This is a genomic window from Nocardia fusca NBRC 14340 (assembly GCF_001618425.1).
In the GTDB taxonomy this organism is placed as follows: Bacteria; Actinomycetota; Actinomycetes; order Mycobacteriales; family Mycobacteriaceae; genus Nocardia; species Nocardia fusca.
Map to the genome: position 1 here is coordinate 162,610 of NZ_BDCU01000029.1, position 18,958 is coordinate 181,567.

The following is an 18,958-nucleotide window of genomic DNA, read 5'->3' on the forward strand; positions in this document are numbered from 1 at the left end:
TGGTCCGCGCGGGAGGCGATGCCGCGCCGACGGCAACGCGGGAACGCCGCCGGGTGGAGGCCTGGCGGCGTTGCGGTCGGACGGCCGGCGTCCGGCAAGCGCCTCTCGGCAAGTGGTCGCTCGTGCGACGAATGGGCACGGCCCGCCCGGGCCCGGATCAACTCTCCCCCCGGCCGCTCCGCCCGTTCGCGGCCGACTGACCGAAGAAGAAGCCGAGGATCAGCAGGATCATGTTCATCACGATCTCCGGGACCTTCGTATCGGTGAACATCGCGACCACCATCACCAGACTGAACCCGACCAGCAGGACCGCGCCGATGAGTACGGCGATGGGCTCACGCTGGAACAGCGACCACCGCATCCGTGAGCGGCGCTCGTTCAGGTCTCGGACCACATTCTGCAATTCGGTCTCCAATGCAGCGTCCCGCGCGTCCTCGGTCGCCGAGGATACCGCCACCACGTCCTGTGCCCGCTGGATCTGAGCCGCGACCATCTGCCTCGCCACCGGGTCGTGGATCGCGGATTCGGCCACCTGCTGGATCTGGTCGAGCTCACGTCGCGCGGTGGTATTCCTCAACCCGGCTTGGAGTTCCTTGCGGATATCGGCGAGCCGGCGCAGCATGTAACCCTCGCCGACCACATCGGTCACGCCGTTGCTGTCGGTGATCTCGAACGGTTGCCGATTCTGCCGGGGAACGGTCTCCATCATGTTCTCGACCCGGGACAGCCACGCCGCGACCTCGTCCGGTGTGACGCCCTCGAAGGTGCGCGGGATGCCGAGTTCCTCCTTGATGTTGTTGCGGACGGCTTCGCGGTTCTCCGGCGAAACATCTCGTTCTTCCCGCGACTCTCTGCGACCCAACGCATTCCTCCCACACTGACCCATGTTTGCCGGACCAGCGTACGGGCTCCACGCCGACGCAGGAACGGGATCCACCTTCGCGCAATGAATCCCAGGGCCCGCGTGCGCCCGCACCGCACGTCCTCGGCGCCCGCACACAGGGGTCCGCGACGACCCACGGTCCGGACGCAACCGTCGTTTCCGCAGAGAGAGACCCCTGCGCCTTCCGACGGTCGGCATCCACTGCCGCAGTCCTCTACCGGATTCCGGAACGCGCCGACTCTGCATCGCCCGACCGGCCGCCCGATCGGTCCGGTCACATTGCCGTGGCGGATCACGAGCTGCCACCTCCCCCGCAGCCGACTCCGCCATTACTTCCGTGTGCACCGCCACCTGAGCCGTCTCCGCCTGCGCCCCATACGTCCCTTCGCCTCTTACGCCCCTCTTCGGCGCGAAGTCTCTCGCGGAATCCCCGGCTATTGCTCCGGTCTTAGCCGATATAGATCACGAGGGCGAGCCCCGCCAACGCGAACAGGATCCAGTCTGCCAACCCCATATCCCACGGTAGGCCGAAACCAGTTGACCCGGCCAGGATCTCGCATCGGCCTCGGCTGCTCGGATATGAGCAGGCATGGCAAACGAATACAGTGGCGAGGGCCCGCAGGATCGGTCGATTCCCGCGGCCGACACTGTCGTCGGGCTACGAACTCGAGTGCGCGCGGTAATGGCACGGTGCTGGATCGCTCGGCCGATGCCCGGGGATTCGTTCGGACGGCAAGGGAGGAACGATCGAGATGATGGCACGAACACCGGAAGAACTCCTGCCTCTCATCACCGCCGCGATCAACGCCGGCGATCCGAGCGGCGTCGTCGAGTATTTCGACGAGCAGGGCTGTTTCGTACTACCCGATGGCGCCCTTGTGCGCGGGCGCGCGGAGCTGCTGGCACTGTATGAGCAGCGGCTCGCGCTCCGGCCGGAGATATCGGCGCGGGCTGCGAAGATCGTTCAGGTAGGCGATGTAGCGCTGGTTACCAATGTGTGGTCCACCCGTCTTCGTAACGGTCGGATCGATGGCAACAGCTCCTTCGAGGGGGTGGCGACCCTCGTGCTCCGTCGTCATGATGACGGGGCCTGGCGGATTCTTGTCGACGATTCCGACAGATGAGGTGGAGCTGACGTTTCGGGATCTCATGCGGTGGGCCAGGCGTGCTCGAACCGGCCGCAATGTCCTGCGAAGATCGGTGCGCGGCACCCCGGCCGAGTACCCGGCGACCGCCGCACCGGGTCGCCGGAATCGTCCATCCGGCGTACCGAGGATTGGCTTCGACCGCAGCGGGTAGCACGACGGCCGACAACCGCTCCGCGAGTCAGCGAGGAGAAGCCATGGCCCAGCAAGTCTCCGACTATGTCCTGCGGCGCCTCCGCGAATGGGGAGTCGAGCAGGTATTCGGTTACCCCGGCGACGGTATCAACGGGTTGGTGGCCGCGTTCGGCCGCGCCGGCAATTCACCGCGGTTCGTCCAGGCCCGGCACGAGGAGATGGCGGCGTTCCAGGCGACCGGATATGCCAAGTTCAGCGGCAAGGTGGGCGTCTGTACCGCGACCTCGGGCCCCGGTGCGATCCACCTGCTCAACGGGCTCTACGACGCCAAACTCGATCACGTCCCGGTCGTGGCAGTGGTGGGTCAGACCGCGCGGAGCGCGATGGGCGGCAGCTATCAGCAGGAGGTCGACCTGCAGTCGCTGTACAAGGACGTCGCCGCGGACTATCTGGTCGAGGTGAACGTCTCCAGCCAGCTGCCGAATGCCCTCGACCGGGCCTTCCGCACCGCCATCGCCCGCCGCTCCCCCACCGCGGTCATCATCCCGGCGGATCTCCAGGAGGAGCCCTACGAGCCACCGCGGCACGAGTTCAAACAAGTACCGTCCAGCCCGCCGGCGGCACCGGCGACGAGCTCCGATCCGGCCGACGAGGAGATCCGGCGCGCCGCCGACGTGCTCAATGCCGGGTCGAGGGTCGCCATCCTGGTCGGCCAGGGCGCCCGGGCGGCCGCGGCGGAGGTGCTCGAGGTCGCCGACCTGACCGGCGCGGGGATCGCCAAGGCGCTCCTGGGCAAGGATGTCCTACCCGATGACCTCCCCTTCGTCACCGGATCGATCGGGTTGCTGGGCACCCGGCCCAGCTACGAGCTGATGCGTGACTGCGACACCCTGCTGATCGTGGGCTCGAATTTTCCCTATACCCAGTTCCTGCCCGATCTCGATCAGGCGCGGGCGGTACAGATCGACCTCGACGGCGCGATGATCGGTATGCGCTACCCCACCGAGGCCAATCTGGTCGGCGACGCGCGGACCACCCTGCGCCACCTCATCCCGCTGCTGCACCGCAAAGAGGACCGCTCCTGGCGCGAGGGCATCGAACAGAACGTGGATCGCTGGTGGACCACCATCGAGCGGCAGAGCATGCTCGACGCCCATCCGATCAATCCGATGCGGGTGGTGTGGGAGCTGTCCGAGCGGATCCCCGGCAACGCCATCGTGACCGCGGATTCCGGATCCTCCACCAACTGGTACGCCCGCTGCCTGCGCTTCCACGACCAGATGCGCGGATCGCTGTCGGGCACCCTCGCCACGATGGGCCCCGGGGTCCCCTATGCCATCGGCGCGAAGTTCGCCCATCCCGACCGCCCCGCGATCGCCCTGGTCGGCGACGGCGCCATGCAGATGAACGGGCTCGCCGAGCTCATGACCGTCGCCCGCTATCAGCATCTGTGGCAGGATCGCCGGCTGATCGTCTGCGTCTTCCACAACAACGACCTCAACCAGGTCACCTGGGAATTGCGCGCCATGGGCGGCGCACCGAAGTTCGAGGAATCGCAGAGCCTTCCCGATGTCTCCTATGCCGAGATCGCGCGGGCGATGGGCATCGAGGCGGTCGCGGTCGAGAAGCCGGACGCGATCGGCGGCGCCTGGGATTACGCGCTCGCCGCGGACGGCCCGGTGTTACTCGACGTCCGATGCGATCCGGAGGTGCCGCCGATTCCCCCGCACGCCAGCTACGAGCAGATGAAGGAGATGGCTGCCTCGGTACTGCGCGGCGACCCGGACGCCTGGCATCTGATGGTGCAGGGCGCCAAGACCAAGGCACAGGAGTTCCGGCCCTGACCGGTGAGGAGCGCCGACGGCGTCCGCCGGTCCCTCCGATACGAGCCGCAACGACCGTGCCGCGGTCACGCCCAGGCGTGAGCCCCCGGGCTCGCTGACAGCGGCGACATGAGCCGCTTCCAGAATTCGTGCCGGATCGCATCCCAGAGCCCGGCCAGCTCCGGATGGAGTTCCCGCGCTCGCGCGAGATCCGGATAACTACCGGAGGTGAAGCAGACCACCGGGGAGGCATCGGAGAGCTTCTCGACGACGAGGATGGCGATGGCGTGATCCCGCAGCAGCCGCCAGGTGGCGCCGAGCCCGTCGGCCTCCGTTCGGCACATGCCCTCCCTCATCGACGCGCCGTCGAAGACTCCGACCTGCTCGGTGGTCACCGCCGAGCCGATGGGTGATTCTCCCCCGCAACGAGGCTGCCGGTGAGAAGCATCGACACAGCGAGCCGGGTGTTCGTGCATGTCGTTCCCTCTCCTGATCGTCACATCGACCGGTGGCGCCCGAGGTGGCACCGCCAGATAATCTAATACCTCTGAAATCATAGTTCAATGGCTTATACGAAACTGGAGCGTTATTTGTTGTCGAAGGACCGACCGTGGAGCCGCCTCGCCATTGACTCCATAGTTCATATTTCAAGTTCCAAGTCCTAGAATCGATGTACATACCGCGCACCAGAGGAGTCGCGTTGTCCCAGCAGGAGCGCGCGGGCCTGACCGCGCTCAGCGCTGTGCTGTCACCGCTGGAGGGCAGTGGTCCGAAGACAGAGGCCGTGGTCCAGCGGTTGTCCGCGGCGATCAGCCTCGGGGTGATGGTGGACGGCCAGCAGTTGCCGAGCGAGTTGACCCTCGCCGACCAGCTGGGTGTCTCGACGATGACCCTGCGGGAAGCCCTGGCCGTCCTCCGGGAACAGGGCATCGTCCGCACCAAACGAGGACGCGGAGGCGGCAGTTTCATCTGTTCGTCCGCGGAGGCCCTGGAACACACCGCGTCGGCCCGGTTGCAGCAGATGAGTCTCGCGGAATTACGCGACCTCGGAGACGCACAGTTCGCCATCGCCGGCGCGGCCGCGGTATTCGCCGCCCGCCGCGGTGGCCGGGCCGACATAGCCCGGCTCCACGCCCTGACCGACCGGTTGCGGACCAGCACCGAGCCGGTCGCGGCCCGGCGGGCCGACAGCCGTTTCCATATCGAGATGGCCGTGTGCGCGCAGTCCACCAGGCTGACCCGCGCCCAGGTCGACCTCCAGGCCGAACTCTCCGCACTGATCTGGCTGCCGCGACTGGAGCTGGATCCGGCCGCCGAGGCGTCCGTCCACGGCGATCTGGTACGCGCCATCGAACGTGAGGATGATGCCGCGGCCCGAGAGCTGGCAGAATCACAGAGTGAATCCCGCATCCGTCGGCTCGTCGCCCTACGTATGGAGCTCAGTGATCGATGACGGACAATCCAAGACCTCCGACCATCGAGTCGCTCGCTTCCGTGGTGGCAGAGCTGGCCGAGCAGATTTTTGAGTCGCTGACCACGATAGGGACCGCGCTGACGCGCGTATGGGACGAGGTCACCGCGAATCGGCGATCCACCCCCCGCTCCACCGATCTGGCGCGGTTGCGCGAACCCATCGCCCATGAGCTCGAGCAGGCCGGTGACCTGTTCGACGGGGCGGGCGTGGTCATCGCCGACGGCGTACTCGCCGACCGGCCGCGGTTCCTGGAGTGGTGGCAGGTGCATTCGGCAGACGGCCCCCAGCGGCTGGACCCCGAGCTGAACCCGCTCAGCGAGTACTTCTACGACTACACCCAGATGGACTGGTACGTGATCCCGCGTGACGAGCGGCGCCGCTGGGTGCACGGACCCTATATCGATTTCGCGTGCACCGACCAATACGTGTGCACGTTCGCGGTGCCGGTCACTACCGCGCCGGGGCAGTTCCTCGGAATAGCCGGTGCCGATGTGCCGGTCGGCGCGATGCAGGAGGTCCTGCTTCCCCGGTTCCGCGCCTCGGGCCCCGCTCTCGTACTCGTCAACGACGAGGGCCGCGTCCTGCTCGCCACCGATCCCGGTCTTCCCCCCGGGTCCAGGACCGGCCGCGTCGGCTGGACCGGTACCGGGGTGCCGATCGACGCGCTTCCGTGGTCACTGTGCCGGCTGGAGGGCACCACCGCCCACTGAGACGGTTATCGTTGCGGACCGGCAACGCGGCGGTGACCGCGATCCGGGTGGAGGCGTCAGCGCTCGTTCAGATACTCCAGCAGCTCCTCGTGGAGCAGGCCGTTCGACGCGGCCGCGCTGCCGCCGAGGGGGCTCGGGTTGCCGTCGAGACCGGTGAAGCTCCCGCCGGCCTCGGTGACTATGACGGCGCCGGCGGCCATATCGCCCGGGGAGAGCGCCGGGTCGGCGCAAACGTCGACCACCCCCTCGGCGACCATCATGTAGGGCCAGAAGTCGCCGTAGGCGCGCGTGCGCCAGACCGCGCGGGACAGCTGCAGCAAGCCGTTCAGCCGGCCGTGCTCCTCCCAGCCCGTGAGGGTGGAGTACGCGAAGGACGCGTCCGGCAGTTTCGACACCCGGGACACACACAGGCGGGACGCCGAGGAAAGACTACGGCCGGTGAAGGCACCGTGGCCCTGCACGGCCCACCAGCGTCGGCCCAGCGCCGGCGCCGAGACGACGCCGACGACGGGCCGGTAATCGCCCCCCGACACCTCCAGCAGGGAGATCTGCGTCGCCCACACCGGGACACCGCGCGCATAGTTCTCGAGGCCGTCGATGGCGTCGACCACCCAGCAGCGTGGGCCGGTACCGTCCAGGCCCTGCCCCGCGCCGAGAACCGCGTCGCGGGGGCGGGCGCGCTGGAGTTGACCACGGACCAGCTTTTCCACCGCGGCCTGGGTGTCGCTCCACCGGGCCATATCCGGCTTGGTCTCGATGTCGAGGTCGAGGGCCTTGAAGCGGTCCATACTCGCCGCGTCGGCGGTATCCACGAGCACATGGGCGAAGCGGAGGTCGTCGAGGTGGTCCTGCATGAAACGAAGCTATCCGCACCAAACGGACAGTGCCACCGGGCCGCGGGCGGCGCACCCGGCGCGTGCGCTACCGCCGCGGCGGTAGCGAACTCGAAAAGTTCAGCGACCCAGCCGCTTCGAACACTCGGCCATCTCCTCGATCACGAGGTCCATGGATGTGGCGCGCCGCGCCGCGGACTTCAGATCACCGATCCGCCGACCGGGCAGGCCGGGCCGGGGCAGTCTATGCGGGGGCGACGGTGCTGCGGCGCCGGAAACCGGCCGGGGTCTCCACGTGCACCCAGCAGCCGCTCGCCCCGTCGCCCAGGGCGGTCAGCGGCGGAGGCAGGAACGACGGCGGAGCGAATCGCACGTCGGTGCGCTGCGTCGCCGTGGTGACCACAGCGGCCTGTTCGGGTCCGCTCCATTCGCTGACCCACAACCCACCCACGATCCACACCGGGGGTGTCGTGCCATCGGCGAGTGTGACCGTCACCGAATCGCCTACGTATTCACCCCACACCACCCACCAGCGGCCCGGGGTATTCGATGCGATCGGCCCCGACACCCCGACGGCCATATCCGCGCGCCCCGACCACGGCCGCCACAGCAGCTCGTCCGCGCCGGCCTCGGTCACGATCTCCCCGCCCGGTTGCGGTTGTGTGACCCGGAAGCAGCGGTCGGTGCCGCGCCACTGTAATTGCATCCCCGACAGCGGTAACACTTCCGACTCGAGATTCGACTCGTGGTATCCGTTCGCCATCACGGCTCCTCACTCCTGCGCTGCTCCGCTCCTGTACTGCCTCGGAGCGCCGACACCGGCCGTGCTACCCGCCCCTGCTGTTACTAAACCGTGATCATGAAGAGATGCGGCCGCTTCCGCGAGGTCGCGACAACGATCCGTTGTATCACGTCGGCGACCTCGCGTTTCACCATCCGGCCGACCTACCGGCCGGGCGCGGCGCACACCGCTGGCCGGTCGCCCTCCGACCTTCCCGTCTACGACACTCCCGACGGCGAACGGTCCCGTCGGCCGCCGGAGGAGCCGGTGGCCGACGGGAGTTCACGGAGTGTGCGGGTCGGCCGGTTCGTCCGACTTCCGTCCACCGGCCATGCGTCCATGATGTGCTCCCTGGCCCCGCCGGTGAGGTTCAGGCGGGCCCGTGTTGTTCATGGGTGAACGGTTTGCTGCCCGCTACCGCGGGGCTGCCCTCGGGGTTGGTGGCCGAGCCCCGGTTCTCCCGGTGACCGGTACCCAGCCAGTCACGCACCGGGTCGGCGACGTATTCCCATTCCACACCTGCCGGCCACGGTCCCTGCCCTTCGTTCCACGGTCCGCGGGCGCTGCCGTCACCGTTGGACATGTTGAACGCCATGTTCTGGAAGCGGTCGTCGCCGGGCAGCGCACCGGGCGGGAAGTTGACCGGCAGTTCGTTGAGGGCGGCGGTGAACTGCTGGAAGTGCGCCACCTCCCGGGACATCAGGAACGAGAGTGTGTCCTGCACGCCGGGGTCGTCGGTGAACTGCTTCAGGTATTCGTAGACGATCTTGGCGCGCGATTCCGCCGCGAGATTGCTGCGCAGATCCACCGACGGCTCGCCGTTGGAGTTGACATAGGCCCCGGTCCAGGGCACGCCGGCGGAGTTACCGACATCAGGGCCGCCACCGCGCAGCGCGAGGAACAGCGGGTCGGTCGCCACCTGGTGGATCGCGTGTTCTTTCCCATCGGCCGAGGCGACCACCGGCATCCAGTCGCAATGCTCGTTGGCCTGCTTCAGGTCGTCGTTGAGCCCGTCGAGGAGCATCGTGATCATATTGCCGACGATTTCGAGGTGGCTGAACTCTTCGGTGGCGATATCCATGAACAGGTCGTACATCTTCGGATGTTTGCGACGCAGCACGAAGGCCTGGCTGAAGTACTGCATCGCGGCCTTGAGTTCCCCGTTGGCACCGCCGAACTGCTCCTGCAACAGAGTGGCGAACCGCGGGTCCGGGCGCTCCACCCGCACCTCGAATTGCAGATCCTTGTTGTGGATGAACACTCGCGCTCCTCATGGTCGGCGCCGTGGTCCGTGGCGTCTACCCGGGACCCTGGCGGGGAAACAGCAAGGAAGGAAGATCGGACAAATGGGCGCCGGTGCTCACTCGGAGGATCGACACGCGGAACACACGAGCCGAGTCGCCCGGTCGCCGGACCGGTACGCACCGTCGAGCTCGGCCGCATCGCATCCCTGAGCGCGATGCCCACCGTAGGCGAACCCCCACCATCGGGCGGGGACATCGCGGGTGCGTGTTCGGCTCCGTCGCAACGTTCAGCGCTGTGGGCCCGGGTACGTCATCGAGGATGGCCGGGTCTCGGAGGCCGGTGTGCGGACGGCCGTGGTCGCGGTGGGAAGTCGGTCAACCCGTGATCGTGCACGATCGGTATGCCGTAGCGGTGCTCGAAAGTGGTCCGCAGATCCGGGCCGGTTTGCGCGGTACTGCAGATGGCGATCCGCACCGACGCGCCAGGCGGTCGTATCCCGGCGGGCAGCTCGGACAGCTGCCGGTACACCGCCGGGGCCGCCGCGAAACAGGTGGCGCCGCAGGACTCGATCCGGTCGAAGAATGTCGCGGGATCGAACGCGCCGGCGATGGTGGCACGACCGTCGGCGAGAAGCGGCGCCAAGACCCCCAGGACGATGCCGTCGACATGGGACAGCGGCTGGATCGACAGACTGTGGTCGGTGCCGGTGATCGCGAAGATCTCGATCGCCAATCGGCACAGCGCGTTGAGGTTCATATGGTCGAGCACGGCGACCGTCGAATCGTCCCCGGATCCCCCGACGGGCACGAACAGTGCCGGTGCGTCGTCACTCACCCGCGCCGGCTCGGCCGTGTCGAGATCGGCTGCGGTGAGCCGGTCGGCGGAAACGACGGAGCGCACCGGGTGGGCAGGGGCCGCCGAGTCGTGCGGGGCGACCAGAACCCGGGAGCCCGCACCGGCCATGCGGCGGCCGGCTTCTCCGGCGGGTAACGCCGGATCGAGCGGGACGACAGCGGCACCCGCCCGCCATGCGGCGAAGAGGGTGACGACGAAGGTGGCGGTATCGGGCAGCATGACCGCCAGCACATCACCGGTCGATACACCGGCGGCGCGCAGCGACGTGGTCGCCCGCCGCACGGCATCCAGAAACGCGGCGTTGTTCAGTTCGGTGCTGTCGTCGGAGACGGCCGCGGCGTAGGGAGCGAGTACGGTACGGCAGTCCGGGAGTACTGCAAGGTTCATAGGCGATCCTCGGGGCAGTGGTCCAGGTGTCTGCGTCCACGGTAGGAATTTCCGGCCGCCGGGTCGCCGTCGCGCGCCGATGAAGTACACGGCGGTCTTTGTCTCCGGAGCACAAGCGGATGGACAGTTCCGGCGGGCGGCCGGGCCGGAGGTACGGTTGACGGTGTGACGAGCGCACGTCACGACACCGCATACGGAGACCGCTTCATCGCGGCGACAGCTGCCCGGATGAACGAACGGGTGAGCGAGATCAGCGCGGCCATCCGCACCCATATCGAGGACGATATCGCCGATCTGCGACACGATCCGCAGACCGGCGACCTGCTCGGTGAGAGCGTCGAGGCGAATATCGCCACCGTGCTGCACGCCCTGCGCTACCACCTCTCCGTCGCCGATATCCAGGCGGCGCCCGCCGTTGTGGACTACGCCAGACGCCTGGCTCAGCAAGGGGTACCGGCCAACGCCCTGGCTCGCGCCTATCGGATCGGACAGCGCCGGCTGACCGAGATGGTGTTCGCCGAACTACACACGATGGCCATCCCGCTCGCCGAACGGATCAACGTGGTCGAACGCATCACCCCCACGCTGTTCGAATACATCGACCACATCACCGAACAGGTTCTCGACATCTACAGCGACGAGCGCGAACAATGGCTGGAAAGCCAGAACAATATCCGCGCGGTGCGGGCACGCGAGGTGCTGGGCGGTCACAAGGCCATCGACGTCGATGCGGTCACCGAGGCGATCCGCTACCCGCTGCGCTGGCACCATCTCGCCCTCGTTCTCTGGTGCTGCTCCGACGGTGAACTCGACAGCGAGGCGGTCTCGGACCTGCAGCGGTTCGTCCGCGAGCTGGCCGACGCCCTCGGTGCCGCATCCAACCCGCTGGTCATCGCCGCCGACCGGATCAGTGTCTGGGCGTGGCTGCCCTACCGGTCCGAGCGGGCGGACCTGGTGGCCGCGGTACGGAGGTTCGTATCCGGCCGCCACGATGCCCCCGACATCGCGATCGGCACCCTCGCCGCCGGTGTCGACGGTTTCCGCCGCTCTCACCGCAGCGCGCAACGCGCCTGCTCCGTGGCCCTGGCACACGGGCTGCCCACACCCGGCGTCGTCGCCGCCGACGACCCCGGGCTGACCACCGCGGCACTGCTCGGCGGCAGCGTCGACGAGGCGCGCTACTGGGTGAGCGAGGTGCTCGGCGACCTGGCCGGCGACAACGAGCACGACGCGCGACTGCGCGACACGCTCCGGGTGTTCCTGGGCACCGGATCCAGTTACAAGGCCGCCGCCGTCGAACTGAATCTGCATTCCAACTCCGTCAAATACCGGGTCGGGCGCGCCATCGCGCGACGCGGCCGCCCGATCGGCGCCGACCGGCTCGATGTCGAGCTGGCCCTGCTGGTGTGCCACTGGTACGGCCCACCGGTCCTGCGGCCGGAACCCCACCGGTAGTGCCCGGATCCGATCAGGCGCGGTCCACCTCGACCATGAAGAAATCGGCTTTCGCCGCGCCACAATCGGGGCACGACCAGTCGTCGGGAATATCGTCCCAGCGGGTGCCGGGCGCGATACCGTCCTCGGGCCAGCCGAGCGCTTCGTCGTATTCGAAACCGCACTGCACGCACTGGAACAATTTGTATCCGGTGGTCATATCACTGTCCTTTCCTCGGGACGGCCGGTTCGAAATCGATCTTTTCCCGCACACCGCAGTCCGGGCAGCACCAATCGTCCGGCACCGCCGACCACGCCGTGCCCGCGGGGAAACCTTCGCGCGGGGCGCCGGTGGTCTCGTCGTAGCGGTAGTCGCACACCGGGCAGGAGAAGACGGCCATCAGCCCGCCACCCCGTAGCGGGCGAGCACGCGGTGCCGCTTGCTCGGCTGGATGTTCACGCGCGTGATATCGCCCCGTAGTGGGCCAGCACGCGGTGGTCCATCACTTTCCGCCACAGCGGCGGGAAGTAGGCCAGGGTGATCATGCCGGCGTAACCGGCAGGCAGTTCGGGTGCGCCGTCCATACTGCGCAGGGTCTGGTAACGCCGGGTGGGCGCCGCATGATGGTCGCTGTGCCGCTGCAGGTGGAAGAGGAAGATATTGGTGACGAGGTGATCGGAGTTCCAGCTGTGCTCCGGCGTGCACCGGACGTAGCGGCCCGATTCCGTGCGCTGCCGGAGCAGGCCGTAGTGCTCGAGGTAGTTCACGGTCTCCAGTAGCGAGAATCCGTAGACGGCCTGGAGCAGCAGGAACGGCAGCACGCCCGGTCCGAACAGTACGGCCAGCGCACCCCACAACACCACGGTCATCGCCCAGGCATTGAGCACATCGTTGCGCACGGTCCACGGGCCCTTGCCCATACGCCGCAATCGCGTGCGCTCCAGCGCCCACCCCGACCGCAGGCCGCCCCATACGCTGCGCGGCAGGAAACTCCAGAAGGATTCCGCGAACCGTGCGCTGGCCGGGTCCTCCGGTGTGGCGACCCGGACGTGATGGCCGCGGTTGTGCTCGATGTAGAAATGCCCGTAACCGGTCTGCGCCAGCGTGATCTTGGACAGCCAGCGTTCGAGTTCGTCTTTCTTGTGGCCGAGCTCGTGGGCGGTGTTGATACCCACGCCACCCATGACGCCGACGGTGAACGCCACCCCGATTTTCGACCACAATCCGAGCCCGCCCTCGATGCCCAGCCAGGACAGGTCCGGTGCGGTCCACAGGTAGGCGGCGAACACCAGGCTCGTCAGCTGGCACGGGATGAAGGCGTAGACGCACCAGCGGTAGTAGCGATCGTGCTCCAACTGCTCCATCACCTCCTCGGGCGGGTTCTGGCCGTCCGGTCCGAAGAACCGGTCCAGGATCGGCAGCAGCACATAGACCAGCAGCGGGCCGATCCACCACCACACCGCCGCCGGCCGATCCCACCCCAGCCGATGACTCGCCCACACCAGCACCGCGGCCAGGCCGAGCGAAGTGGGCGCCACCAGCCCGAACAACCACAGGTACCGCTTCCGGTCACGCCACTGCGGTGTCACCTCGCCGTGCGAACTCTGCTCGGACGTCGTCATCGTCGCCCTCCTCACTTCCGTGCGGCCGCCGCTCCGGACGGGCGCTCGGTCGGCGCCGGGGTGCACCTCACCGGCACCGGCCGATTACACCTTGTCGATAAGTGTATTCATTACATACACATCAATCGACCATGTCAATAGAGGAACATTCACGCAGGTGATGTAAGGTGATTGCCGTGGCTGACGCGCCGAACTTCCAGAACGAGATGCGCCGACTACTGCGGGAGCGGGTGATCGGCACCGCGCGTGAGTTGGTCTGCACCGAGGGGTGGGGCGCGGTCAACATGTCCCGGGTCGCCAAGGAGGTCGGGGTGAGCCGCCCCGTGCTCTACAAGGAGATCGGCACCAAACAGGATCTGGCCGAGGTCGTCATCGCGGAGGAACTCGACTCCTTCCTCGCCGGCGTCACCGAAACCGTCACCGCAGAGCCCGGCGACCTGCTCGCCGGAATTACCGCCGCCGCCGAGTACACCCTGCGTACCGCGGCCGACAACACCCTGCTCAAGGCCGTCCTGGCCGGCCGTTCCGGAGCCGACACCACCTTGCTCCCCACCCTGATGACCGAACCCGAACCCGTCCTGGGCCGGGCCACCGCCGCGTTCACCGCCATCCTCCGCGCCCGATACGACCTCGACGCGTTCGGCGAGCCGGAGATCGACACCCGGGTCGAAGCGGTGGTGCGGCTGGTACTGAGCCACCTCTTCCAGCCCGCCGGGACCATCGACCGCGCCGTCGCCCAGATAGCCCTGGTCGCGGGGCCACTGTTCCACCGCGAGTTCTAGGGACGAAGCCGACCCGCGTCGAACGACTCGGCCCGGCGGCGCGCCTGCGCCGCGGTCTGGTGACGGGGTTCACGTCACAAATAGGTATACCCCCGGTCATTCGACCGTGGTCGAGACATGCCCGTGCCGAGCACGCTGGAGAAATCCGTCGGCTCATTCCGCGAGGTCTCCATGTACCCATCCGATCCCAACCACGCCGGCAGCAGCGGCGACATGGGCGTTCCGCCCTCGGAAGACATCTTGATGATCCGCCGATGCGCACGGTGCGACAGACTGTACGCACCACTGACCGTCGACTGCGCGTCGTGTGCGTCCGACAGCCTGGAATGGGTGCCGTCCAGCGGCGCCGGTTCGATCCTGTCGTGGCGGGTGGTCGACCGCGGTGTCATCGGCGGGCGCGGGGAGACGACGCCGCTGACGGTCGCCGTGGTCGAACTCGACGAAGGCCCGTGGGTCTACACCTCGATCGAAGGGCAGGTCCCGCTGGTCGCGAGCGGTCCGGTGCGGGTGCGCTTCCGACCGCGACCCCGGGACGGCAGATTTCCGGTTTTCACCGTGGCCACCGAGACCGACACCCGCGGCCGCCGTGCCGCCGACCGCGCGGGGGGCGAACATGCCCGCACCTGACCGGCCGCACACCGAATTCTCCGGTGCCACCGCATGGGTTCGCACCGCACTGCGGCAATGCGCTGCCCTGGAGGCCACGAGGTCCTTGCTTCCGGGGACGAAACCGATACTCGTCTTCGCCATCCGCTGGGCGCCGTTCGGCGGCGCCACCGCCGAGGAACTCTTCGTGAACTTCGGCGTCACCCGGCAGCAGTTCCTGCGGATGACCGGTGCGGCGCTGACCACTCGACGCTCCGACGATCCGAGAACGTCCCAGCTGAAACAGCACCTGATGATGTCGCTGTCCCGGGCCTGGCGAGCGGACCGCGAAGCAGAATCGACGCCGACGACCCCGGCGCAGGGTGCTGGCGAGCACGCGTCGTAACACCCGCGTCCGGGGCGGGGCTCCTCACCTCGAGGTGGTCACCCACCGGGTGGGGTGTGCGCGCCGAGGAACGCTTCCGCGACGCCACGCAGGGTGGCGATCGGGTCGGCGCCGAGCGGGTACACGCCCACATGATCGGCCCCGGCGTCCAGATGCGCGGTGAGCCCTGCAGCGACGGTGGCGGCGTCTCCATGCGCGGTCAGCGCGTCGATCAGCGCGTCACTGCCGGTGCCGGCCAGGTCGTGGTCGGTGTAACCGAGCCGGCGCAGATTGGCGGCGTAGTTGGTGACCCGGAGCGCCTGTCCCGGTGGCCCGGACCTGGCGGTCGCCCGGGCACGCTCGGGATCGGCGTCCAGCACCACGAAATGTCCGGGGAGCAATACCCGGTCGGCGCCGAGGATCGCCCGGGCACCGCGAGTGTGGGCGGGCGGAACCATGCAGGGGACGGTTCCCGCCGCGCGGTCGCGGGCCAGTCGCAGCATTCGGGGGCCCAGCGCGGCCAGGACGATCCGATCGGCGGGTACCCTCGCGCCGTTAAGCACGTCCAGGTAGGAGACAAGAGTGTCGTACGGCGCGGCGTAATCGGTATCGGTCTCCCGGTGGCCGATACCCACGCCGAGAAGAAAGCGTCCCGGGTGCGCCGCTTCGATGCGATGGTACGAGGCCGCGACCGTCACCGGGTCGGCGCTCCACACGTTCACCACGCTCGTCGCGACGGTCAGCCGGGTCGTGGCATCGAGCAGCCGCTGCACCAGCGCCAGGTCCGCCGGCGGTGACGCGTCCAGCCACAGCGTCCCGTACCCGGCCTCCTCGAGGTGCCGGGCGACCTGCGGACTCACCTCGTGCTCCCGCAGATGCGCGCCGAGCAACCCTGTTTCGATAGTCATACAACGACTTCAGCAGGCCGGCAGGACCTGCGGCCAGACCCGAAACGCACGCGCAGCGATAAGCTGTGCTTATCGTTCGGCACGCACGGTGCGATGCCGGCAGGAGGACGCGATGGAACTGCGGACGCTGCGGTACTTCGTGACCGTGGCCGAGGAACTGCACTTCGGCCGGGCGGCCGAGCGACTGCATATCGCCCAACCCGCGGTCAGCCAGCAGATCGCCGGATTGGAGCGAGAACTGGGGGTCCGGCTGCTCGATCGTTCCTCGCGCCGGGTCCGGCTCACCGCGGCGGGCACCCGAGTACTCGATGCCGCGCGGACAGCGCTCGCGGCCGCCGAACATGTCCGGCTCGCCGCCGGACCGTCCACCGGCACTCTCCGCCTGGGCGCGGCCGCCGGGCTCACCGCCCGGCTGGAACACGGAATCGACACGTTGCGCGGTGCCGGCTCACCGTTCGAAGTGGTCCTGGTCGACCTGCCGCTCACTGCCCGCCTCAACGCCCTGCGCCGGGGCGAACTCGATCTGGTGCTGGCCCGCGGCGAACCCACCGAACGTGGAATCGAGGCGATTCCGACCTGGACAGAACAGCTCCTGGCGATCGTATCCGCCCGGCACCCACTCGCGGGCCGCGTCACCGTCGGGGCCGACGAGCTGGCCGGCACCGCGCTGCGAATGCCCGGGCGACGGCACGATCGGCACCTGCACGAAGCGGTCGCGGCCGCGCTGCGCGGCACCGGGGTGCGGCTCGAGCTGGGCCGCCCGGCGGGCGCGGCCCGCGATACCGTGATCGAAATCGGCTCCGATCCACGCAGCTGGACAGTGCTGCCCGCCGACCAGATCACCGAGATCGGCGCCACCCGGGTGGCCGCGATACCGCTCGAACCGCCCCTGACGATCACCGGGTCCGTCCTCGTCCCCGAGCGCGGTCCCGGTCACGCCGCCCGGTGCGCGGCGCCCGCGTTCGGAGGCGCGCCGACCGGTCCGGCGCGGTGAACTACATACGCCCGCATTAAATTCTGCGACAAGGTAATCCTTCAGCCGAGGCCCCGTCGGGTCCAGAGTGGGCGCGTGAGCCACGTGGACGCCGGAGACGGGCGATGAGCCGATACGTCGAATCCCTACGCCGTCCATGGCTTGTCGACCGCACCCGAGACATCAGGGGGAACCAGTGACGACCGCTCGAACGTCCCGCCTCAGACGCTACGGTCTCGGGACGGCCGCCCTCGCCGCGGCCACCATTCTCCTCACCGCGTGCTCCGGCAGCGCGCCGGTGAACCGCGGATCGGAGACCGGCGAGATCACCGTCGGCGGAACCCTGCGGGTGGCCTCGCTTGCCGCCGACATGGATTCGCTCGACCCGCTCACCGGCTACGATACGAACGCCTGGGCGGTGCAGCGCGCGATCACCCGCCAGCTGGTCACCTTTCCGGGCTCCACCGGCGAACTCCGCGACGATACCCGGTTGACTCCCGATCTGGCCGAGTCGTGGGAGGTGAGTGCCGACGGCACCACCTACACCTTCCACTTGCGGGACGGCGCCACCTACTCCGGCGCCTCGACCCGGGAGATCGTCGCCCGCGACTTCGTCTATGCGATCGAACGCTTCTGCGATCCGAACAAACAGGTCGCCGCGATCAACTACTTCCATTCGGCGTTCGTCGGGTTCACCGAGTACTGCGCGGAATTCGCGAAGGTGCCCACCGGGGATCTCGCCGCGTCCAAAGCCTTCATCGACACCCACGAGATCTCGGGTATCACCGCGCCGGACGACCGGACTCTGGTCATTCGCACGCCCGCGAAGGCCTACGACTTCCTGGATATCCTCGCGATGAACTTCGTGACCCCACTCCCCGAGGAGGTGGCGTCCCGCTACTTCGGGGACTCGCTCGAGTTCCGGCAGAATTTCGCCTCTTCCGGTCCGTACCGGATCGGCGAGTACCAGCCGGGGCAGCACTTGGTGCTGAAGAAGGTCGAGGGCTACAACCACGACCTGGACCCCGTACGGAAGGCCTATGTCGACGAGATCGTCGTCGACTTCACCGCCAACAGCGAGGACGCCGTGGTCCAGAAGGTGCAGGCCGGCGAAGCCGATCTCACTCTCTACCTGGACGTACCGCCGCGCGCGACACTGCAGCAGTACAGTTCCGCGAACGACCCCCGGCTGCACACCTCCGACAGCGGAGCGGCCAACTTCATCGTCCTCAACGCCAAACCCGAGGTGAAGTCGCCGGGGGCGACCGCCCTGCGCGATCCCCGGGTTCGCCAGGCCCTCGCCTACGGTGTGAACAAGAAGAATCTCGTGCAGGGCCAGGGCGGTCCGATCGCGGCGAAGCCGAACGGACAGATCGTCACGTCGACTCTGCTCGGGCACCAGCCCTTCGACCCGTATCCGACGCCGGACCACGCGGGAGATCCGGTTCGGGCGCGGCGGCTGCTCGCCGAGGCCGGCTACCCGAACGGCATCGCGCTCGACGCGGTCTACCGGTCCACCGCCCAGTTCGAGAGCATCGCGGTGACCCTGAAAGAAGACCTCGCCGCGGCGGGTTTCACCCTGAACCTCATCGCCCTTCCCGGCACCGAATACCAGTCCTACCTGCAGAATCCCACCAGCCGCTACGACGTCTCGCTGAGTGGGTCGTTCACCCCGGACTGGCAGGGCCGGTCGACCCGGATGTTGCTGGGTGGCTGGCTGAACTCGGAGGCGGCACCCTGCGGAAAGGGCAACGTCAACGCCATCTGCTACAGCAATCGCCAACTCGACGACCTGGCCCGCCGGGCCTTCCCGTCCGACGACCCGGGCAGGCTGTGGGCCGAGGCCGACCGGATCGTCTCGAGTGATCTGCCGTGGATACCGCTGTTCGAGAAGCGGAAGAATCTGCTCTCCTCGGACCGCGTCACGAATTGGACCTGGTCGTCGCTGCCCGCGCAGGCCGACTACACCAATATCGCACTGCGCGACGGGGAATAGC

19 protein-coding genes and 1 pseudogene are annotated in these 18,958 nt (G+C 68.1%); 10 read left to right on the forward strand and 10 right to left on the reverse strand.

What is annotated here, in order from left to right; translation table 11 throughout:
• Window positions 1-157 precede the first annotated feature (157 nt).
• Window positions 158-862 carry a hypothetical protein gene (locus tag NF4_RS18075; protein WP_063128492.1) on the reverse strand — a complete coding sequence of 235 codons (705 nt, stop codon included), beginning with the start codon at window positions 860-862 and terminating at the stop codon, window positions 158-160.
• Between the two features lie 773 nt (window positions 863-1,635).
• Between NF4_RS18075 and NF4_RS18080 the strand changes: the two genes are divergently transcribed.
• On the forward strand, window positions 1,636-2,007 hold the full coding sequence (locus tag NF4_RS18080; protein ID WP_063128493.1) for a YybH family protein: 372 nt from the start codon (window positions 1,636-1,638) through the stop codon (window positions 2,005-2,007).
• A 218-nt stretch (window positions 2,008-2,225) separates the two neighbouring features.
• A complete protein-coding gene (locus tag NF4_RS18085) occupies window positions 2,226-4,007 on the forward strand; it encodes a thiamine pyrophosphate-requiring protein (RefSeq protein WP_063128494.1) in 1,782 nt (593 codons plus the stop codon).
• Between the two features lie 65 nt (window positions 4,008-4,072).
• Here NF4_RS18085 and NF4_RS18090 read toward each other — a convergent pair whose 3' ends face one another.
• Entirely contained in the window at window positions 4,073-4,381 is a 309-nt protein-coding gene (locus NF4_RS18090; RefSeq protein WP_063128495.1) for a hypothetical protein, read from the reverse strand.
• A 305-nt stretch (window positions 4,382-4,686) separates the two neighbouring features.
• Here NF4_RS18090 and NF4_RS18095 point away from each other — a divergent pair, with 305 nt between their 5' ends.
• Both NF4_RS18095 and NF4_RS18100 read left to right on the forward strand, forming a co-directional pair.
• A complete protein-coding gene (locus NF4_RS18095) occupies window positions 4,687-5,439 on the forward strand; it encodes a FadR/GntR family transcriptional regulator (RefSeq protein WP_063128496.1) in 753 nt (250 codons plus the stop codon).
• On the forward strand, window positions 5,436-6,170 hold the full coding sequence (locus tag NF4_RS18100; RefSeq protein WP_157120429.1) for a cache domain-containing protein: 735 nt from the start codon (window positions 5,436-5,438) through the stop codon (window positions 6,168-6,170). The genes NF4_RS18095 and NF4_RS18100 overlap by 4 nt, the downstream gene beginning before the upstream one ends.
• 56 nt (window positions 6,171-6,226) lie before the next feature.
• Here NF4_RS18100 and NF4_RS18105 read toward each other — a convergent pair whose 3' ends face one another.
• The 4 genes from NF4_RS18105 to NF4_RS18120 all read right to left on the reverse strand — a co-directional run bounded on the left by NF4_RS18105 (window position 6,227) and on the right by NF4_RS18120 (window position 10,271).
• The gene (locus tag NF4_RS18105) at window positions 6,227-7,024 is read right to left on the reverse strand and encodes an inositol monophosphatase family protein (protein WP_063128498.1); all 798 of its coding nucleotides are present in this window, start codon (window positions 7,022-7,024) and stop codon (window positions 6,227-6,229) included.
• A 223-nt stretch (window positions 7,025-7,247) separates the two neighbouring features.
• The gene (locus NF4_RS18110; protein WP_063128499.1) at window positions 7,248-7,766 is read right to left on the reverse strand and encodes a hypothetical protein; all 519 of its coding nucleotides are present in this window, start codon (window positions 7,764-7,766) and stop codon (window positions 7,248-7,250) included.
• Between the two features lie 388 nt (window positions 7,767-8,154).
• A complete protein-coding gene (locus tag NF4_RS18115) occupies window positions 8,155-9,045 on the reverse strand; it encodes a manganese catalase family protein (protein WP_063128500.1) in 891 nt (296 codons plus the stop codon).
• Window positions 9,046-9,338: 293 nt separating this feature from the next.
• Complete coding sequence (locus tag NF4_RS18120) at window positions 9,339-10,271, reverse strand: AMP-binding protein (RefSeq protein WP_063128501.1); 933 nt, start codon at window positions 10,269-10,271, stop codon at window positions 9,339-9,341.
• A gap of 165 nt (window positions 10,272-10,436) precedes the next feature.
• On the opposite strand from NF4_RS18120, the gene NF4_RS18125 reads away from it, so the two are divergent.
• Window positions 10,437-11,726, forward strand: coding sequence for a PucR family transcriptional regulator (locus NF4_RS18125; RefSeq protein WP_063128502.1), 1,290 nt, complete (start codon window positions 10,437-10,439; stop codon window positions 11,724-11,726).
• A gap of 13 nt (window positions 11,727-11,739) precedes the next feature.
• Here NF4_RS18125 and NF4_RS18130 read toward each other — a convergent pair whose 3' ends face one another.
• From NF4_RS18130 to NF4_RS18140, 3 genes and pseudogenes are all read right to left on the reverse strand, one after another.
• Window positions 11,740-11,925, reverse strand: a complete 186-nt coding sequence (locus NF4_RS18130) for a rubredoxin (RefSeq protein WP_063036269.1) — start codon at window positions 11,923-11,925, stop codon at window positions 11,740-11,742.
• Between the two features lies 1 nt (window position 11,926).
• Window positions 11,927-12,106: a rubredoxin gene (locus tag NF4_RS18135; protein ID WP_063128503.1), complete on the reverse strand. Its 180-nt coding sequence runs from the start codon at window positions 12,104-12,106 to the stop codon at window positions 11,927-11,929.
• Window positions 12,106-13,328: pseudogene (locus NF4_RS18140) on the reverse strand (alkane 1-monooxygenase). The gene NF4_RS18135 and the pseudogene NF4_RS18140 overlap by 1 nt, the downstream one beginning before the upstream one ends.
• A 176-nt stretch (window positions 13,329-13,504) precedes the next feature.
• Between NF4_RS18140 and NF4_RS18145 the strand changes: the two are divergent.
• The 3 genes from NF4_RS18145 to NF4_RS18155 all read left to right on the forward strand — a co-directional run bounded on the left by NF4_RS18145 (window position 13,505) and on the right by NF4_RS18155 (window position 15,101).
• The gene (locus NF4_RS18145) at window positions 13,505-14,110 is read left to right on the forward strand and encodes a TetR/AcrR family transcriptional regulator (protein WP_063814623.1); all 606 of its coding nucleotides are present in this window, start codon (window positions 13,505-13,507) and stop codon (window positions 14,108-14,110) included.
• A 117-nt stretch (window positions 14,111-14,227) separates the two neighbouring features.
• Window positions 14,228-14,737 (forward strand): Zn-ribbon domain-containing OB-fold protein, encoded by a 510-nt coding sequence (locus tag NF4_RS18150; RefSeq protein WP_232330536.1) that lies wholly within the window; start codon window positions 14,228-14,230, stop codon window positions 14,735-14,737.
• Window positions 14,724-15,101: a hypothetical protein gene (locus tag NF4_RS18155; protein ID WP_157120430.1), complete on the forward strand. Its 378-nt coding sequence runs from the start codon at window positions 14,724-14,726 to the stop codon at window positions 15,099-15,101. Before NF4_RS18150 ends, NF4_RS18155 begins: the two co-directional genes overlap by 14 nt.
• A 38-nt stretch (window positions 15,102-15,139) precedes the next feature.
• On the opposite strand, the gene NF4_RS18160 is transcribed toward NF4_RS18155, so the two are convergent.
• Entirely contained in the window at window positions 15,140-15,988 is an 849-nt protein-coding gene (locus NF4_RS18160; RefSeq protein ID WP_063128506.1) for a TIGR03620 family F420-dependent LLM class oxidoreductase, read from the reverse strand.
• Between the two features lie 112 nt (window positions 15,989-16,100).
• Between NF4_RS18160 and NF4_RS18165 the strand changes: the two genes are divergently transcribed.
• Together NF4_RS18165 and NF4_RS18170 are read left to right on the forward strand one after the other, a co-directional pair.
• Window positions 16,101-16,982: a LysR family transcriptional regulator gene (locus tag NF4_RS18165; RefSeq protein ID WP_063814624.1), complete on the forward strand. Its 882-nt coding sequence runs from the start codon at window positions 16,101-16,103 to the stop codon at window positions 16,980-16,982.
• Between the two features lie 175 nt (window positions 16,983-17,157).
• Window positions 17,158-18,957 (forward strand): ABC transporter substrate-binding protein, encoded by a 1,800-nt coding sequence (locus NF4_RS18170; RefSeq protein ID WP_063128507.1) that lies wholly within the window; start codon window positions 17,158-17,160, stop codon window positions 18,955-18,957.
• Window position 18,958: the final 1 nt, after the last annotated feature.

What these genes read in the sequence shown, in the direction of transcription:
- NF4_RS18085 (WP_063128494.1), top strand. Translation starts at nt 2,226, where the DNA reads ATGGCCCAGCAAGTCTCCGACTATGTCCTGCGGCGCCTCCGCGAATGG.
- NF4_RS18130 (WP_063036269.1), bottom strand. Translation starts at nt 11,925, where the DNA reads ATGACCACCGGATACAAATTGTTCCAGTGCGTGCAGTGCGGTTTCGAA.
- NF4_RS18160 (WP_063128506.1), bottom strand. Translation starts at nt 15,988, where the DNA reads ATGACTATCGAAACAGGGTTGCTCGGCGCGCATCTGCGGGAGCACGAG.
- NF4_RS18150 (WP_232330536.1), top strand. Translation starts at nt 14,228, where the DNA reads ATGCCCGTGCCGAGCACGCTGGAGAAATCCGTCGGCTCATTCCGCGAG.
- NF4_RS18135 (WP_063128503.1), bottom strand. Translation starts at nt 12,106, where the DNA reads ATGGCCGTCTTCTCCTGCCCGGTGTGCGACTACCGCTACGACGAGACC.
- NF4_RS18165 (WP_063814624.1), top strand. Translation starts at nt 16,101, where the DNA reads ATGGAACTGCGGACGCTGCGGTACTTCGTGACCGTGGCCGAGGAACTG.
- NF4_RS18120 (WP_063128501.1), bottom strand. Translation starts at nt 10,271, where the DNA reads ATGAACCTTGCAGTACTCCCGGACTGCCGTACCGTACTCGCTCCCTAC.
- NF4_RS18080 (WP_063128493.1), top strand. Translation starts at nt 1,636, where the DNA reads ATGATGGCACGAACACCGGAAGAACTCCTGCCTCTCATCACCGCCGCG.
- NF4_RS18105 (WP_063128498.1), bottom strand. Translation starts at nt 7,024, where the DNA reads ATGCAGGACCACCTCGACGACCTCCGCTTCGCCCATGTGCTCGTGGAT.
- NF4_RS18110 (WP_063128499.1), bottom strand. Translation starts at nt 7,766, where the DNA reads ATGGCGAACGGATACCACGAGTCGAATCTCGAGTCGGAAGTGTTACCG.
- NF4_RS18100 (WP_157120429.1), top strand. Translation starts at nt 5,436, where the DNA reads ATGACGGACAATCCAAGACCTCCGACCATCGAGTCGCTCGCTTCCGTG.
- NF4_RS18155 (WP_157120430.1), top strand. Translation starts at nt 14,724, where the DNA reads ATGCCCGCACCTGACCGGCCGCACACCGAATTCTCCGGTGCCACCGCA.